Raw genomic sequence first — 16071 nt, forward strand, 5'->3', positions numbered from 1 at the left:
TGGGAGGATCAGGTTGGGAGCAAGTTGCCCCTTCTTGAGAGCAGGAACCTCTTGAAAGCCGCCACCGGTGGGGTGTCCGGGCGGCCCTCCAGCCAGGCCACGCCGATTTCGCGGGCCGCGCGTGGGGCCGTGACCGTCAGTTCCACCACGCCCGGGCGGGCCACTGCCGGCGGTGGGAGGAGGGCTACGCCCAGGCCTGCGGCCACGAGGCCGCGCAGGGTTTCCGCCTCCTCGCCCTCGAACGCGATGCGCGGCTTGAAGCCGGCCTCCCGGCAGAGGGCGTCGGTGATGCGCCGCAGGCCGTAGCCGGGTTCCAGGGTGACGAAGGTTTCCTCCGCGGCCTCGGCGAGGCGGACGCGCTTGCGGGCGGCGAGGCGGTGGTCGGCGGGGACGACGAGGCGGAGTTTCTGTTCGTCGAGGCGGCGGGCCACCAGGTCGGGGGCGTCGGGGACCGGGGAGGTCAGGCAGAGGTCCAGTTCGCCGGCGCGGAGGCGTTCGAGCATGGCCTCGCCGTAGTTCTGGACCAGGCTGAAGCGGACCCGGGGGTGGTCCGCGCGGAAGTCGTGCAGCAGGCCGGGGACGGTCTCCGCGCCCATCGTGTGCAGGAACCCGAACGCGACCTTGCCGGTGGTCGGATCGGCGTCGGCGCGCACCTCGTCCGCGGCCCGCTCGATCTCGGCGAGGGCGCGTTCCACGGAGGTGAGGAAGGTGCGGCCGGCGGGGGTCAGGGAGACCGTACGGCCGTGGCGGGCGAACAGGTCGACGCCCAGGTCCTCTTCGAGGCGGACCATGGCGCGGGAGAGGGTGGACTGGGGGACGTTCATCTCCTGCGCGGCCCGGGTGACGTGCTCCGTGCGGGCGACGCCGGCGAAGTACGCGAGGCGGGGGGCGAGGAGGGGGACGATGTCGTCCGTTCCTTTGTCTTTGCCTTTGTCTTTGTCTTTTGTGTCACTGGTTGGTGACAGTCGGGGCTGTGAGCTTGGCTGATGCATCATGGGAACGATTATGGCGATTCCATGCATTGGACGGATGAGCGGGGGCGTACGTAGTTTCGAGGCATGACTCCCGCCAGTACCGGGGCGTCCACCACCGTGGGCGCCGCTGCTTCCGTTCCTGCCGTCGACTCTCGTATGGCCCCGGGCGGCCCCGGCTACCGCCGGATGAGCTTCGCCCTCTTCCTCGCGGGTGTGGCCACCTTCGCGCTGCTGTACTCCACGCAGGCTCTCCTCCCCCTGATCTCCGGGGACCTCGGGGTGACGGCGAGCGAGGCGAGCTGGACGGTGGCGGCGTCGACGGGTGGTCTGGCGCTGTTCGTGATCCCGATGGCCGCGCTGTCCGAGCGGTACGGGCGTCGTACGGCGATGACCGCGTCGTTGGCGGTGGCGGTGATCGTGGCGCTGCTGGTGCCGTTCGCCGGGTCGCTGACCACGCTGGTCGTGCTGCGGGCGGTGCAGGGTGCTGCGCTGGCGGGGCTGCCGGCGTCGGCGACGGCGTATCTGGCGGAGGAGGTCCGGCCGAAGGCGCTGGTCACGGCGATCGGGCTGTTCGTCGCGGGCAACAGCGTCGGGGGGATGAGCGGCCGGGTCATCACCGGGTGGGTCGCGCAGGAGTGGGGCTGGCGGGTGGCGGTCGGTGCGCTGGGTGTGCTCGCCGTTGGCTGTGCGGTCGCGTTCCGGGTGTTGCTGCCGGCGCCGAAGCACTTCGCTGCGGGGTCGCTGCGGCCGGGGACGCTGTTCCGGGTGGTGCGTGGGCATCTGGGCGATCCGCTGCTGCGTCGGCTGTACGCGATCGGTGCGCTGTTCATGACCGTGTTCGGCGGTGTGTACACGGTGATCGGGTATCGGCTGACGGAGGAGCCGTTCGGGCTGCCGCAGGGTGTGGTGGGGTCGGTCTTCCTCGTGTACCTGGTGGGTACGGTGTCGGCGTCGACGGCGGGGCGGCTGGTTGGTCGGCTGGGGCGGCGAGGTGCGCTGTATCTGGGCGGTGGGACGACGGCGGCGGGGCTGGTGCTGTCGTTGGCCGACTCCCTGGTGCTGGTGTTGCTGGGGCTGGTGCTGATCACGGCGGGGTTCTTCGCGGGGCATGCGGTGGCCTCGTCGGCGGTGAGCAAGACGGCGACGCAGGGGCGGGCGCAGGCGTCGGCGCTGTACCAGTCGGCGTACTACGTCGGGTCCAGCGTGGGGAGCACGGTGGGGGCGATGGCCTTTCACGCGGGGGGCTGGGCCGGGACTGTGGGGGTTGGGCTGCTGGCGGTGGTGGGGGTTGTGGGGATTACGGTGCTGGGGTCGCGGGCGGCTCGGGTGGCTGCGGTTCAGGTGTAGGCAGCGGGTGCGGATGCCTGCGGCGGCCTGCGCGCGTGGTGTGCGTGGTTGCTGTCGCGCCTACGGTGCGGGATGTGGGTCGGGGCCGCGCCGGGGGGTGTCCGTCCTCGGAACGGCGCGAAATCGGTCACTTACCAACTCACCCGTGTTGACGCGCCAACCGCTGCGGGCGGACACCCCCCGACACGGCCCCTTCCCGCCGTGGGCGAGTGCGGCCATCGCCGTGGTGGCGGCCTCGGCATCGACGCCGGGTAGATGACCACACACCCCCTCTGAACTGGCCATTTCTCCACTCGGGGCGCCATTGTCAGTGGGCTGCGGTAGCTTCCGAAGTGCTGGGTGCAAGGGCGCGCGGCACTGGGACGGCCACAGGGGTGGGTGGACATGAGCAACGGCACGGCGACGACAGACCTCGACGCCACACTGGAAAAGCACCGGGTCGAGCTGACGGGCTACTGCTACCGGATGCTCGGCTCCTCCTTCGAGGCGGAGGACGCGGTTCAGGACACCCTCGTCCGCGCCTGGCGCAGCTTCGACAAGTTCGAGGGGCGCTCCAGCGTCCGGTCGTGGCTGTACCGGATCGCTACCAATGTGTGCCTGGACATGCTGAACGCGGGCAACAAGCGCGCCCGGCCGATGGACCTGTCGGAGTCCACACCGCTCGCCCAGGCCGCCCTGTCCCCGCGCCCCGACCACACCTGGCTGGAGCCGATGCCGGACGCCCGTGTGCTGCCCTCGACCGCGGACCCGGCGGAGGCGGCGATCGCCAAGGAGTCGGTGCGGCTGGCCTTCATGGCCGCCCTTCAGCAACTGCCGCCCAAGCAGCGGGCCGTGCTGATCCTGCGCGAGGTGCTGGCGTGGAAGGCCAGCGAGGTCGCCGAGTTGCTCGGCACGTCGGTCGCGTCGGTCAACAGCGCGCTGCAGCGGGCCCGCGCGACCCTCGCGGAGCGGGACGACAAGGGGGCCGACGCGGCGGTGTCGGATGCCCTGGATGAAGAGCAGCAAAAGCTCCTGGAGCGGTACGTCACGGCATTCGAGGGCTATGACATGACGGCGCTGACCGCCCTGCTCCACGAGGACGCCGTGATGACGATGCCGCCGTTCGACCTGTGGCTGCGCGGCCCGGGCGACATCACCGGCTTCATGACCACCCTCGGTGCAGACTGCGCGGGCTCCCGGCTGCGGGCCGTCGAGGTCAACGGGCTGCCGGGCTTCGCGCACTACAAGCCGGACCCGGAGTCGGGCGGCTTCGCCCCGTGGGCGGTGCAGGTGCTGGAGATCTCAGACGGCCGGATCATCGGGTTCCACTGCTTCCTCGACACCAAGCGCTGGTTCCCGTTGTTCGGGCTGCCCCTCCACCTCGAAGCGGAGGCCGACCAGGTCGAGGAGGGCGTGTAGGGCGGGGTCGGGATCGCGCAGGCGGATGGCGCGCCCGGCCCGTTTGGCCGTCAGCGCCAGCCGGGCCAGGAGGTCGACGGTTGCGAGGCCCGGTGGTCCGAGACCTCCGACATCGCAGACGACCACTGGCGCCCCTGTGGCCTCCAGCAACGCCCGCACGTCATCGCAGAGCCCTGTCACCTCGTCCCGGGTGACGGGGCCGGCCAGCACGATTTCGGCGGGGGTCATGGCATCCACGACCGGTAGACCGGCTCAGGTCTCATAACTCATCGCGGGCGACCGCGCCTCGAGGATCACATTGACCTGGGCGAGGGCCGCCCCAGAGGGTTAGCTGTATGACCCATGGATCAACCCCGCCTGCGATGTCCGGTGCGCGTCTCCTCGCCAAGGAGGCGTTGTGCAGGGGGTGTTGAGCGGCTTCGCCGTGATCGCGATTGTCATCGGCGTCGGTTACGCGATCGGTGTGCGGGGTTACCTCGGCGGCCAGGGGCGCGAAGTTCTGACCAAGCTCGCCTTCCATGTGGCCTCACCGGCCCTGCTCTTCACCACCCTGGCAGGGGCCGACCTGTCGGTGATCTTCTCCAGTCGGCTGCTGGTCACGGCCCTGAGTACGGCGGCCGCGGCGGGCGTGTTCGTGGCGGTGGGTGTCGTACGCCGTTGGGGCGTGGGCCGTACGACGATCGGTGCGCTGTGCTCCAGTTACGTCAACTCGGGCAACCTCGGCATTCCCATCGCGGTGTATGTGCTGGGCGACGCTTCGCTGGTGGCGCCGGTGCTGCTGTTCCAGCTGGTCGGGGTCACGCCGATCGCGCTGACGATCCTGGATCTCGCGGGTGGTGGGGAGAAGCGGCCGCTGTGGCAGCGTCTGCTCACGCCGCTGCGTAATCCGGTGGCGTTGGGGTCGCTGGCAGGGGTGGCGGTGTCGGCGACGGGTGTGCATGTTCCGGGTCCCGTCATGGATCCGTTGACGCTGATCGGGAACATGTCGGTTCCGGCCGTCCTCCTCGCCTTCGGGATCTCCCTGCGCGGCAGCACACTGCCGCTGCGGGGCGGGGAGCGGGGGCCGGTGCTCCTCGCCGTGGGCCTCAAGGCGGTCGCCCAGCCGCTGCTCGCGTGGATGCTGGCGGCGAGTGTCTTCGGCCTTCGGGGGGCGGCCCTGCTCGACGTGGTGGTGACGTCGGCACTGCCGGCGGCGCAGAACCTGTTCACGTACGCGAGCCGCTATCGGGTGGGCGAGGTGCTGGCGCGGGAGGCGATTTTGTTGTCGACGGTGCTTTCGGTGCCGGTTCTGGTGGTGGTGGCGGCGGTGTTGGGCTGATCAGGTCTCAGCTGAGCGGGAAGACTCCAGTGTCGAGGACCAGCTTGAACGGTGCCGGGAGCGTCAGCTCCTCACCGTATTCCACCGAAGCAAGGACTCGGTATGTACCGCTTTGCGGTTCCCCGTAGAGCGTCGCCGTGGGGCGCCCCGACTGCCACGCGTCCAAGAGGAGGTAGAGCGGCACGCCCGCGACAGCGTAGCCGTGGGCCTTCTTGATGCGGTCGTGGTTCGCGTTGCTCTTGGATGTGACCTCGACGACCAATTCCGCCTCGCCGGCGTGCACGCGCGTTCCGCGACGCAGGGCAGCCCTTGGCACGACGCACAGGTCGGGCATGAAGAGGCCGCCCGTCTCCGGGCACGCGAGGCCGAGTGTTTGATAGATGCCCCAATCATCCGGAATCGCCGTGTAGAGACGGCGCTGAACCAGCTCAGCAGTGTCGTTGTGCTCTTCGGACGGCGGAGGCGACACGGTGACGATCCCTTCGATGATCTCCACCTTGCTGCCCTCGGGAGCGTTCGTCTCCTCCCAGACACGGACGAGCTGGTCCCAGTCCGTGTTACCGGGGGAGCCGGACTCGGCGGCGAGTGCGCCCATGGCGGTCTCCTATCGGTTCGTCACCGATCCCAGCATGCCGAACGGGACCGGTGGTGGTCCACCGATCCCGTTCATCCGAATGAGGAAGCCCCAGGTCAGGCGATACGTTCCAGCACGACGGGCGACGCCGTGAAGTCCGCCCCCGGCGCCGCGATGTCGTACGAGCCCTGCACCGCCTGCAGGGCGTACTCGAAGCGCTCCGGGGTGTCGGTGTGCAGGGTCAGCAGGGGCTGGCCCTCCGTCACCGTGTCGCCCGGCTTGGCGTGCAGCTCGATGCCCGCAGCGGCCTGTACCGGGTCCTCCTTGCGGGCGCGGCCCGCGCCCAGGCGCCAGGCGGCGATGCCGATGTCGTAGGCGTCCAGGCGGGTCAGGACACCGGAGGACGGGGCCTTGATCACGTGCTGTTCGCGCGACGTCGGCAGCGGGGCGTCCGGGTCGCCGCCCTGGGCCGCGATCATGCGGCGCCAGACGTCCATCGCCGAACCGTCGGCCAGGGCCTTCGCCGGGTCGGCGTCACGGACGCCCGCCGCCTGAAGCATCTCGCGGGCCAGGGCGAGGGTCAGTTCCACCACGTCCGCGGGGCCGCCGCCCGCCAGGACCTCCAGCGACTCGCGGACCTCCAGCGCGTTGCCCGCCGTCAGGCCCAGCGGCGTCGACATGTCCGTCAGGAGCGCGACCGTCTTCACCCCGTGGTCCGTGCCCAGGCCGACCATGGTCGAGGCCAGTTCGCGGGCGTCGTCCAGGGTCTTCATGAAGGCGCCGGAGCCCACCTTCACGTCCAGGACCAGCGAGCCCGTGCCCTCCGCGATCTTCTTCGACATGATGGAGGAGGCGATCAGGGGGATCGCCTCGACCGTGCCGGTCACGTCGCGCAGTGCGTACAGCTTCTTGTCGGCGGGGGCCAGGCCGTCGCCCGCCGCGCAGATCACGGCGCCGACGCCGTCCAGGACCGACAGCATTTCCTCGTTGGAGAGCAGGGCCCGCCACCCCGGGATCGATTCGAGCTTGTCCAGCGTGCCGCCCGTGTGGCCCAGGCCCCGGCCCGAGAGCTGGGGGACCGCCGCGCCGCAGGCGGCGACCAGGGGGGCCAGCGGCAGGGTGATCTTGTCGCCGACGCCGCCCGTCGAGTGCTTGTCCGCCGTGGGGCGGGACAGCGACGAGAAGTCCATGCGCTCGCCGGAGGCGATCATCGCCGCCGTCCAGCGGGCGATCTCGCGGCGGTTCATGCCGTTGAGCAGGATGGCCATGGCGAGCGCCGACATCTGCTCGTCGGCGACCTCGCCGCGTGTGTACGCGTCGATGACCCAGTCGATCTGCTCGTCGCTGAGTTCACCGCGGTCCCGCTTGGTGCGGATGACGGAGATGGCGTCCATGGCCATGGCTGGCTTTCCTTCCGGGATTGCGAAGAGTACGGCCCCTGCGAGTCAAGTCCCAGGGGCCGTACGGGAGTTACGAGCTGAGGTGGCCCGGTCCGAAGGCCTGGGGCAGCATCTCCGACAGCGGCAGGATGCCCGCCGGGGTGTCCAGCAGCAGGTCGGGGCCGCCGAACTCGTACAGCAGCTGCCGGCAGCGGCCGCACGGGACGAGGAGTTCGCCCCGGCCGTCCACGCAGGTGAAGTGCGTGAGCCGGCCGCCGCCGGTGCGCTGCAGGTCCGAGACCAGCCCGCACTCGGCGCACAGGGAGATGCCGTACGAGGCGTTCTCGACGTTGCAGCCGGTGACCGTGCGTCCGTCGTCGACCAGGGCGGCGACGCCGACGGCGTAGCCGGAGTAGGGGGCGTACGCGTGGGTCATGGCCTCCCGGGCCACCGTGCGCAGCGCCTCCCAGTCGACGTCGGCCGTCGGTGTCACTTGCCTTGTCCCTTCCGGTAGGGCAGACCGTTGGCCTTCGGCATCCGCAGCCGCTGGGCGGAGAGGGCCAGGACGACGAGGGTGATGACGTACGGCGTGGCGGAGACGACCTGGTTGGGGACCTCGTCGGTGGTGGCGTACCAGGCGAAGACCAGGGCGCCGACGACCAGGGTGATCACTGCCGGGACGTACTTCTTGCGGATCGCCATCCAGATCGCGCCGATGATCAGCAGCAGCGCGCCGAGCAGCAGCAGGGCGTGGACGTTCTCCGCGCCGCCGCGCAGGTTGAGACTGTCGGTGTAGCCGAACAGGCCCGCGCCGAGGGCGAGGCCGCCCGGCATCCAGTTGCCGAAGATCATCGCGGCGAGGCCGATGAAGCCGCGGCCGCTGACCTGGCCCTCCAGGTAGAAGGGGTTGGCGACGATGGAGAGGAAGACGCCGCCGAGGCCGGCCAGGCCGCCGGAGATGATCACGGCGATGTACTTGTACTTGTAGACGTTGACGCCGAGCGACTCGGCGGCGACCGGGTTCTCACCGCAGGAGCGCAGCCGCAGACCGAACGGGGTGCGCCACAGGATCCACCAGGTGGCGGGGATCAGGGCGATGGCGATCAGGGTCAGCCAGGAGACGTCGGTGACCAGGCCGCCGAGCAGGCCCGCGATGTCGGAGATCAGGAACCAGCCCTGGTTGTTGAGTTCCCTCAGGCCGTCGGAGAGGCCCGGCACGGTGAAGTGGCCGAGGGAGTCGACCGCCGGGGACTGCTTGGCGGAGCCGCCTGCGTGGCCCTCGAAGGCGAGGGGGGCCAGGTAGCGGGTGGCGCCGAGGGCGAGGATGTTGATGGCCACACCGGAGACGATGTGGTTGACGTTGAAGGTGATGGTCACGAAGGCGTGCAGCAGGCCGCCGAGGCAGCCGCCGATGATGCCGACCAGGACACCCGTCCACGGGCCCCACTGGAAGCCGGCCCAGGCACCGAACCAGGTGCCGAGGATCATCATGCCTTCGAGGCCGATGTTGACCACGCCCGCGCGCTCGGCCCACAGGCCGCCGAGACCGGCGAGGCCGATGGGGACGGCGAGCTGGAGCGCGGTGGACATCTGGCTGACGTTGGTGATGCCGTCGGCGCCGGTGATGATCCGCACCAGCGAGGTCAGCGCCAGGGCTCCGGCGATGACCAGCAGCAGCACGGGCCACGACAGGCGGCGGCCGGTCGGCGCCCCGGGCTTGAGCGTGGGCTGGTTGAGGTCGGTCGCGGTGGTCATCGGCCAGCCACCTCCTTCGTGTTGTGGGCGCCGAGGACGTGACCGGCGGCGAGTTCGGCGCCGACGCGGCGCTGCTGGCGGCGCAGACCCCATTCGCGGACGGCTTCGTACGAGACGACGACCGAGAGCACGATCAGGCCCTGCATGATGACCGCGATCTCCTTGTCGTAGCCGTGGAAGTCCAGCTCCGGCGAGGCCTTGTCGAGCCAGGCCCACAACAGGGCGGCGAACGCGATACCGACCGGGCTGTTACGGCCGAGCAGGGCGATGCCGATGCCCAGGAAGCCGATGCCGGTGGGGAAGTTGAGGCTGTAGGTGTGGGTGTCGCCGAGCAGGATCGGCAGGCCCGCGAGACCGGCGATGGCGCCGGAGATCAGCATGGCGGTGAGCGTCATCCGCTTGGGGTCGACACCGGAGGCCGCGGCGGCGGTCTCGGAGGCGCCGGAGGCGCGCAGGTCGAAGCCGAAGCGGGTGCGGTTGAGGACGACCCAGTAGCCGATGCCGAGGAGTACGGCGAGGACGACCAGGCCGTAGATCTCGCCGGCCGGGCCCATGTCGATGCCGGGGATCCAGCCGGAGGAGTGCATCTCGCCGGTGGTGTTGTTGTTGCCGACCTTGACGCCGAAGACGGTCGGCAGCCACAGGTAGCCGATGACGGAGGTGGCGATCGCGTTGAGCATGATCGTCGCGACGACCTCGCTGACGCCCCGGGTGACCTTCAGGACACCGGCGATACCGGCCCAGAAGGCACCGGTGAAGACCGCGGTCAGGAGCAGCAGCGGGATCTGGATCACCGCCGGCAGGTTCATGTGGGCGCCGACGATCGCGGCCAGCATGGCGCCGAGCTGGTACTGGCCGTCGACGCCGATGTTGAACAGGTTCATCCGGAAGCCGATGGCCACCGCGAGCGCGGCGATGTAGTACATCGACGCCTGGTTGATGATCAGGACCTGGATGTCGGAGAAGCCGGCCTGCTCGAACATCACGGCGAACGGCTCGACCGGGTTCTTGCCGGAGGCGATCAGCACGATCGCGCTCAGCACGAAGGCCACGGCGAGCGCGATGACCGGTCCGGCCACCGCGAGGAGCACCCGCTCCTTGTCGAACTTCTTCATCAGCGGGCCTCGTCTTCCGGAGACTCGGGGGACTTGGACACGTCGGCCGAGGTCTCGGGGGTCTCTTCGTGTTCGAGGTGGCCGGTGGCGGCACCGGTCATGGCCGAACCCAGCTCCTCCGGGGTGATGGTGGCGGGGTCGGCGTCGGCGACCAGCCGGCCGTTGTAGATCACCCGGAGCGTGTCGGACAGGCCGATCAGCTCGTCCAGGTCGGCGGAGATCAGCAGCACGGCCAGGCCCTCGTGGCGGGCCTCGCGGATGTGGTCCCAGATCGCGGCCTGCGCGCCGACGTCCACACCACGGGTGGGGTGCGCGGCGATGAGGAAGCGCGGCTTGTGGCTCATCTCGCGGCCGACGATCAGCTTCTGCTGGTTGCCGCCGGAGAGGGAGGCGGCGGTGACGTCGATGCCGGGGGTGCGGACGTCGTACTTCTCGACGATCCGGCGCGTGTCCTCCTGCGCGGCCTTGGGGTCCAGCCATACGCCCTTGGCGTTGGGCTTCTCGGTGACGTGGCCGAGGATGCGGTTCTCCCAGAGGGGGGCCTCCAGGAGCAGGCCGTGGCGGTGGCGGTCCTCGGGGATGTAGCCGACGCCCTGCTCGCGGCGCTTGCGGGTGGGCCAGGCGGTGATCTCCTCGTCGGCGAGGGTGATCGTGCCGGAGTCGGCGTGCCGCAGGCCGATCAGCGCGTCGACCAGCTCGGTCTGGCCGTTGCCCTCCACGCCGGCGATACCCAGGACCTCGCCCGCGTGGATGGTGAACGTGATGTCGTCCAGCAGGGCCTTGCCGCCGGGGGCCGCGAGGCGCAGCTTGTCGACGCTGATGACCGGGCGGTCGGTGACCGTCGACTCGGCGGTCTCCGGCGTGGGCAGTTCGCTGCCCACCATCATCTCGGCGAGCTGCCGCGGCGTGGTCTCGGAGGGGACGGCCGTGCCGACGGTCGTACCGCGGCGGATGACGGTGATCTCGTCGGCGACCGACAGCACCTCGCCCAGCTTGTGGGAGATGAAGATGACCGACAGGCCCTCGGACTTCAGCTCGCGCAGGTTGGCGAAGAGCGCGTCCACCTCCTGCGGCACGAGCACGGCGGTCGGCTCGTCGAGGATCAGCGTGGTGGCGCCGCGGTAGAGGACCTTGAGGATCTCCACGCGCTGGCGGGCGGCGACACCGAGCTCCTCGACCAGGACGTCGGGGCGCACGCCGAGGCCGTAGCGGTCGGAGATCTCCTGGATCTTGCGGCGGGCCTTGGCGCCGATGCCGTAGAGCTTCTCGCTGCCGAGGACCACGTTCTCCAGGACCGTGAGGTTGTCGGCCAGCATGAAGTGCTGGTGCACCATGCCGATGCCGCGCGTGATGGCGTCGGCCGGGCTGTGCAGGGTGACCTGCTCACCGTCGATGGTGATGGTGCCCTCGTCCGGCTTCTGCATGCCGTAGAGGATCTTCATCAGCGTCGACTTGCCGGCGCCGTTCTCGCCGACGAGGGCGTGCACGGTGCCCTTGCGGACGGTGAGGTGGATGTCGTGGTTGGCCACGACGCCCGGGAAACGCTTGGTGATCCCGGCGAGTTCGACGGCGGTCGCCTGACCGTGGACCGCCGCTCCGGCCGGAGGGCTGCTGGACGCGTTGATGGCGCACTCTCCTGGGGACGGGGGTCGTCTACGCGCGTAGCGCCCCTACGGCATACGAAGGGGTGACGCGCCGAGCCAACGGGGTACAGGGAGACAGCCTCCCCGTACCCCGTTGAGCGGACGTAACCCCGCGGTTACCGACTGCTCGGCACCTGCTTGTCAGCTGCTCTTGACCTTGATCTCGCCGCTGATGATCTTCTCCTTGGCCGCTTCGATGGCTTCCTGGAGCTCGGCGTTGTTCGCGAACTTCGGGTTGGAGTCCGCGAGGCCCACCTCGCCGGTCTTCAGATCGCCCTTGACGATACCGGTCTCGGGCTTGCCGTCCTCGACGGACTTCGCCAGGTTGTAGACCGCCTTGGCCACGTCCTTCGTGGCGGAGGTGAGGATGGAGTCCTTGTACTTGGCGAGGGCTTCCTGCTTGTACTGGTCGGAGTCGACGCCGATCGCCCACACCTTGTTGGCGGCGGCGGCCTCGATCACGCCCTGACCGGACAGACCGGCCGCCGCGTAGACGACGTCGGCCTTCTTCTCGATCTGGCCCTCGGCGGCCGTCTTGCCCTTGTCGGGGCTGGAGAAGCCACCCTCCTCGGCGGTCTGGGTGAGGTACTGCGAGAGGACCTTGACCTTGGGGTTGGTGTCCTTGACGCCCTGCTCGAAGCCCGCCTGGAACTTGTGGATCAGGGGGATGTCCACGCCGCCGACGAAGCCGACGACGTTGCTCTTGGTGCTCTTGGCGGCGGCGACGCCGGCCAGGTACGAGGCCTGCTCCTCGCTGAAGACCAGGTCGGCGACGTTGTCCGCCTGGACCTGGGCGTCGTCGACGATGCCGAAGGTGGTGTCGGGGTACTTGGCCGCGACCTCCTTGACGGCCGGCGCGTAGGCGTAGCCGACGCCGATCACCGGGTTGTAGCCCTGCTTCGCCAGCGAGGCCAGGCGCTGCGCCTTGTCGGCGTCCGTCTCACCCTCGGTGGGCTCGATGTCGGCCGTCTCGTACTTGAACTCCTTCTTCGCCTGCTCCAGGCCCGCGTACGCGGCGTCGTTGAAGGACTGGTCGCCCTTGCCGCCGACGTCGTAGGCGATGGCGAGGCCCTTGTCGCCCTTCGACTCCGCGGACGAGCTCTGGGTCGAGGTACCGCCGCAGGCGGAGAGGGCAAGGGCGAGGGAGGCGGTCGCTGCGCCTGCGACCGCGAGGCGGGAAACCCGGCGCATGTGTGGTGCTCCTGTCGTACTGGCGGGTCCGGGGGGCGTGCCGGCACTTCCCCGGGATCGCTTAGCGCCGTACGGTTCAGCTTCGGCGCTGGCTCCGCCGCAGATTAACGCGCGTAGACCTGCCTGAAAACCCCTTCTGTCCACCTTGTTATGCGGCCGTGGCCAACGCCACTCGGGCCCAGGTCGGAGCCTTGCGGCCTGCGAAGGGAGGGTGGCGATGGGTGATGACACGGCCCCGCGGCTGCCGCACACGGTCGTGTTCCGCGAAGTGGTGCGAGGCCGTGCCGCACGCAAACGGAGGTGGCTACGCGGAATGACACGGCCCCGCAGCCGCCCACGGCGGAAGGGGACGTGTCGGGGGGTGTCCGCCCGCAGCGGCTGCCGCACACGATCGTGTTCCGCGAAGTGGTGCGAGGCCGTGCCGCACGCAAACGGAGGTGGCTACGCGGAATGACACGGCCCCGCAGCCGCCCACGGCGGAAGGGGACGTGTCGGGGGGTGTCCGCCCGCAGCGGCTGCCGTAAACGCCCGGCGCCCTGCCAAGAGAGGTCATCGGCAGACCGAGGACGGACACCCCCCGGCGCGGCCCCGACCCCACCGCGGCCGGAAGGCGCGACACCAGCCCCCACACAGCGGCACGGGCCGCCGCAGGCATGGCCCGGGCCCCAAAACCCGGAAGCGGGCGGACGCTCCCGCACGCCCACCCGCTTCTCGCGCCGGCCCTTCCGGGCGGCGCCGCTTACTCGGTCCTGACCTTGATCGACCCGTCGATGATGCCTTCCTTGGCCTTCTCCACGGCCTCCTGGAGACCCGCGATCTTCGCGTACTCCGGGTTGCTGTCGGACAGGCCCACACCGTTCACCTTCAGGTCGAAGGTCTGCGTGCCGGTCAGCGGCTTGCCGTCCTCGACCGACTTGGCCAGCGCGTACACCGCACCGCCGACGTCCTTGAGCGCGGAGGTGAGGATGGAGTCCTTGTACGCCGCCAGCGCCTCCTGCTGGTACTGGTCGGAGTCGACGCCGATCGCCCAGACCTTGGCCTTCGCGGCGGCCTCGATGACGCCCTGGCCGGACAGGCCGGCCGCCTGGTAGACGACGTCGGCCTTCTTCTCGATCTGGCCCTCGGCGGCGGCCTTGCCCTTGTCGGGGCTGGAGAAGCCGCCCTCCTCGGCCGTCTGCGTCAGGTACTGCGAGATGACCTTGACCTTGCCGCCGCTCGTCTCCTCGACGCCCTGCTTGTAGCCGGCCTCGAACTTGTGGATCAGCGGGATGTCCACACCGCCCACGAAGCCGACGGTGTTGGTCTTGGTGGCCTTGGCGGCGGCGACGCCGGCGAGGTAGGAGGCCTGCTCCTCGGCGAAGACGAGGGAGGCGACGTTCTCGCCCTTGACGACGGAGTCGACGATGCCGAAGGTGGTGTCCGGGTACTTCTTGGCCACGGCCTCCATCGCGGGGCCGTAGGCGAAGCCGACGCCGATGACCGGGTTGTAGCCCTGCCGGGCCAGGGAGGCCAGACGCTGCTCCTTGTCGGCGTCGGTCTCGCCCTCGGTGGGCTCCACGTCGGCGGTCTTGTAGCCGAACTCGGTGGCCGCCTTCTGCAGGCCGGCGTACGCGGCGTCGTTGAAGGACTGGTCGCCCTTGCCGCCGATGTCGTACGCGATGGCGAGGCCCAGGTCCTCCTTGGAACCTGAATCGCCACCGCTTTCACCACTGGTGGTACCGCAGGCCGTCGCGGCGAGTGCGAGCGACGCGACCCCCACCGCGACGCGGGTCAATTTGGATATCCGACGCATCGTGAAGCTCCCCATTCTCCAAAGCCCCGCAGTGGGTGCTCGGTTCGGCGCACATTAACGCGCGTAGACACTCCTGGGAACGGGGTTCTGCGCGGCCGTTATCCATTCGTGCCGATGGCCGGTTACGTCCTTGTGAACCACCGGCTCGAATGGTGTGCACCTGGGGCGATCCCGGCGCGCTTCAGGGCAGAGTCCGCCCGCTACGCGCACCAGGCTGCCCCTGCTGAACAGGCGGCGCAACCGGACGGGTCCCTTACCGAAGAGGCCCCCGGGGGTGGCTACCGGCCTGCGTCGAGGAGGGCCGCGGCCGTGAACAGTTCCACGCCGACCGCGATCGCGGACTCGTCCACGTCGAAGTCGCCCTGGTGCAGGTCGCGGACCGTGCGCTCGCCCGGTGGGCGGACGCCGAGGCGGGCCATGGCGCCGGGGACCTGTTCGAGGTACCAGGAGAAGTCCTCGCCGCCGAGGCTCTGGTCGGTGTTCTCGACGGACTCGGGGCCGCGGCGGGCGGTCATGGCGTCGGCGAGGAGCTGGGTGACGCCGGGCTCGTTGACGACGGGAGGGACCCCGCGGACGTAGTTGATCTCCGACTTGGCGCGGTGCAGGTTCGCCACCTCGTCGATCGCCGCGTGGACGATGTCGGGGGCCTCCCGCCACGCGTCCATGTCGAGGCAGCGCACGGTCCCGGAAAGCTCGGCGTGCTGCGGGATGACGTTCGGGGCGTGGCCCGACTCGATGCGTCCCCAGGTCACCGCGAGGCCGCTGCGGGTGTCGACGCGCCGGGCGACCAGCGCGGGCACGTCGGTGACCACGCGGGCGACGGCGGTCACGAGGTCGGTGGTCAGGTGAGGGCGGGCGGTGTGGCCGCCGGGGCCGTCCAGGGCGATCTCCAGGCGGTCGCAGGCGGAGGTGATCGGGCCCTCGCGCAGGCCGATCATCCCGGCGTCCACCCGGGGGTCGCAGTGCACGGCGATGATCCGCTTCACCCCGTCGAGCACGCCGAAGTCGATGGCGTCGGCGGCGCCGCCGGGCAGCACCTCCTCGGCGGGCTGGAAGACCAGCCGTACGGGCTGCGGCAGCAGACCCCGCTGGTGCAGGTCGGCGAGGATCAGCCCGGCGCCCAGCACCACGGCCGTATGGACGTCGTGGCCGCAGGCGTGCGCCCGGTCGGGGACGGTCGAACGGTACGGGCACTCGATCTTGGCGTCCGGGATGGGCAGGGCGTCGATGTCGGCCCGCATGGCGAGCATCTCGGGCCCGTCGCGCCACTGGTCGCCGTCGACGCCGATGTCACAGACGAGCCCGGTGCCCGAGGCGAGGACGCGCGGCCGGAGGCCGGCCTTCTCCAGCCGGGCCTTGATCGCGGCGGTCGTGCGGAACTCCTGGTTGCCGAGCTCCGGGTGCATGTGCAAGTCGCGACGGAACGCGACGAGTTCGGCACGCAGTGGCTCGGGGAGCGTGCCGGGAAGTACGGCTCCCGCCGCTCCGGCCGCTTTCAGGAGATCGGCGTCGGACTCCAGTGACATCAGTTGCTTCACCCTCTGAAGGGTAGGACGCCCGGACGGTCAACTGCCCCGAGATCAAC

14 protein-coding genes are annotated in these 16071 nt (G+C 70.1%); 3 read left to right on the top strand and 11 right to left on the bottom strand.

Annotated elements, in window-relative coordinates; genetic code table 11:
• Nucleotides 1-8 precede the first annotated feature (8 nt).
• Nucleotides 9-995, bottom strand: a complete 987-nt coding sequence (locus tag HJD23_RS14955) for a LysR family transcriptional regulator (protein WP_171114207.1) — start codon at nt 993-995, stop codon at nt 9-11.
• Between the two features lie 63 nt (nt 996-1058).
• Here HJD23_RS14955 and HJD23_RS14960 point away from each other — a divergent pair, with 63 nt between their 5' ends.
• Together HJD23_RS14960 and HJD23_RS14965 are read left to right on the top strand one after the other, a co-directional pair.
• The gene (locus HJD23_RS14960; protein ID WP_171114208.1) at nt 1059-2321 is read left to right on the top strand and encodes an MFS transporter; all 1263 of its coding nucleotides are present in this window, start codon (nt 1059-1061) and stop codon (nt 2319-2321) included.
• A gap of 384 nt (nt 2322-2705) precedes the next feature.
• Complete coding sequence (locus HJD23_RS14965) at nt 2706-3719, top strand: sigma-70 family RNA polymerase sigma factor (protein WP_171114209.1); 1014 nt, start codon at nt 2706-2708, stop codon at nt 3717-3719.
• On the opposite strand, the gene HJD23_RS14970 is transcribed toward HJD23_RS14965, so the two are convergent.
• Nucleotides 3603-3947 carry an STAS domain-containing protein gene (locus HJD23_RS14970; RefSeq protein WP_171114210.1) on the bottom strand — a complete coding sequence of 115 codons (345 nt, stop codon included), beginning with the start codon at nt 3945-3947 and terminating at the stop codon, nt 3603-3605. The genes HJD23_RS14965 and HJD23_RS14970 overlap by 117 nt on opposite strands.
• Before the next feature lie 169 nt (nt 3948-4116).
• Here HJD23_RS14970 and HJD23_RS14975 point away from each other — a divergent pair, with 169 nt between their 5' ends.
• The gene (locus HJD23_RS14975) at nt 4117-5037 is read left to right on the top strand and encodes an AEC family transporter (RefSeq protein WP_171114211.1); all 921 of its coding nucleotides are present in this window, start codon (nt 4117-4119) and stop codon (nt 5035-5037) included.
• A 7-nt stretch (nt 5038-5044) separates the two neighbouring features.
• On the opposite strand, the gene HJD23_RS14980 is transcribed toward HJD23_RS14975, so the two are convergent.
• The 9 genes from HJD23_RS14980 to HJD23_RS15020 all read right to left on the bottom strand — a co-directional run bounded on the left by HJD23_RS14980 (nt 5045) and on the right by HJD23_RS15020 (nt 16012).
• Entirely contained in the window at nt 5045-5632 is a 588-nt protein-coding gene (locus tag HJD23_RS14980) for a Uma2 family endonuclease (protein ID WP_171114212.1), read from the bottom strand.
• Between the two features lie 95 nt (nt 5633-5727).
• Entirely contained in the window at nt 5728-7011 is a 1284-nt protein-coding gene (locus HJD23_RS14985; RefSeq protein WP_171114213.1) for a thymidine phosphorylase, read from the bottom strand.
• A gap of 70 nt (nt 7012-7081) precedes the next feature.
• Nucleotides 7082-7483, bottom strand: coding sequence for a cytidine deaminase (locus HJD23_RS14990; RefSeq protein ID WP_171134029.1), 402 nt, complete (start codon nt 7481-7483; stop codon nt 7082-7084).
• Nucleotides 7480-8745: an ABC transporter permease gene (locus HJD23_RS14995; protein WP_171114215.1), complete on the bottom strand. Its 1266-nt coding sequence runs from the start codon at nt 8743-8745 to the stop codon at nt 7480-7482. The genes HJD23_RS14990 and HJD23_RS14995 overlap by 4 nt, the downstream gene beginning before the upstream one ends.
• Nucleotides 8742-9860, bottom strand: a complete 1119-nt coding sequence (locus HJD23_RS15000) for an ABC transporter permease (protein WP_171114216.1) — start codon at nt 9858-9860, stop codon at nt 8742-8744. Before HJD23_RS15000 ends, HJD23_RS14995 begins: the two co-directional genes overlap by 4 nt.
• Nucleotides 9860-11485 (bottom strand): ABC transporter ATP-binding protein, encoded by a 1626-nt coding sequence (locus tag HJD23_RS15005; RefSeq protein WP_171118774.1) that lies wholly within the window; start codon nt 11483-11485, stop codon nt 9860-9862. The genes HJD23_RS15000 and HJD23_RS15005 overlap by 1 nt, the downstream gene beginning before the upstream one ends.
• Nucleotides 11486-11644: 159 nt before the next feature.
• On the bottom strand, nt 11645-12694 hold the full coding sequence (locus HJD23_RS15010) for a BMP family ABC transporter substrate-binding protein (protein ID WP_171114217.1): 1050 nt from the start codon (nt 12692-12694) through the stop codon (nt 11645-11647).
• A 739-nt stretch (nt 12695-13433) separates the two neighbouring features.
• The gene (locus tag HJD23_RS15015; RefSeq protein ID WP_171114218.1) at nt 13434-14486 is read right to left on the bottom strand and encodes a BMP family ABC transporter substrate-binding protein; all 1053 of its coding nucleotides are present in this window, start codon (nt 14484-14486) and stop codon (nt 13434-13436) included.
• A 278-nt stretch (nt 14487-14764) separates the two neighbouring features.
• The gene (locus HJD23_RS15020; RefSeq protein WP_171118776.1) at nt 14765-16012 is read right to left on the bottom strand and encodes an amidohydrolase; all 1248 of its coding nucleotides are present in this window, start codon (nt 16010-16012) and stop codon (nt 14765-14767) included.
• Nucleotides 16013-16071: the final 59 nt, after the last annotated feature.

The sequence above is a fragment of the Streptomyces sp. Z423-1 genome (assembly GCF_013009255.1).
In the GTDB taxonomy this organism is placed as follows: Bacteria; Actinomycetota; Actinomycetes; order Streptomycetales; family Streptomycetaceae; genus Streptomyces; species Streptomyces gossypiisoli.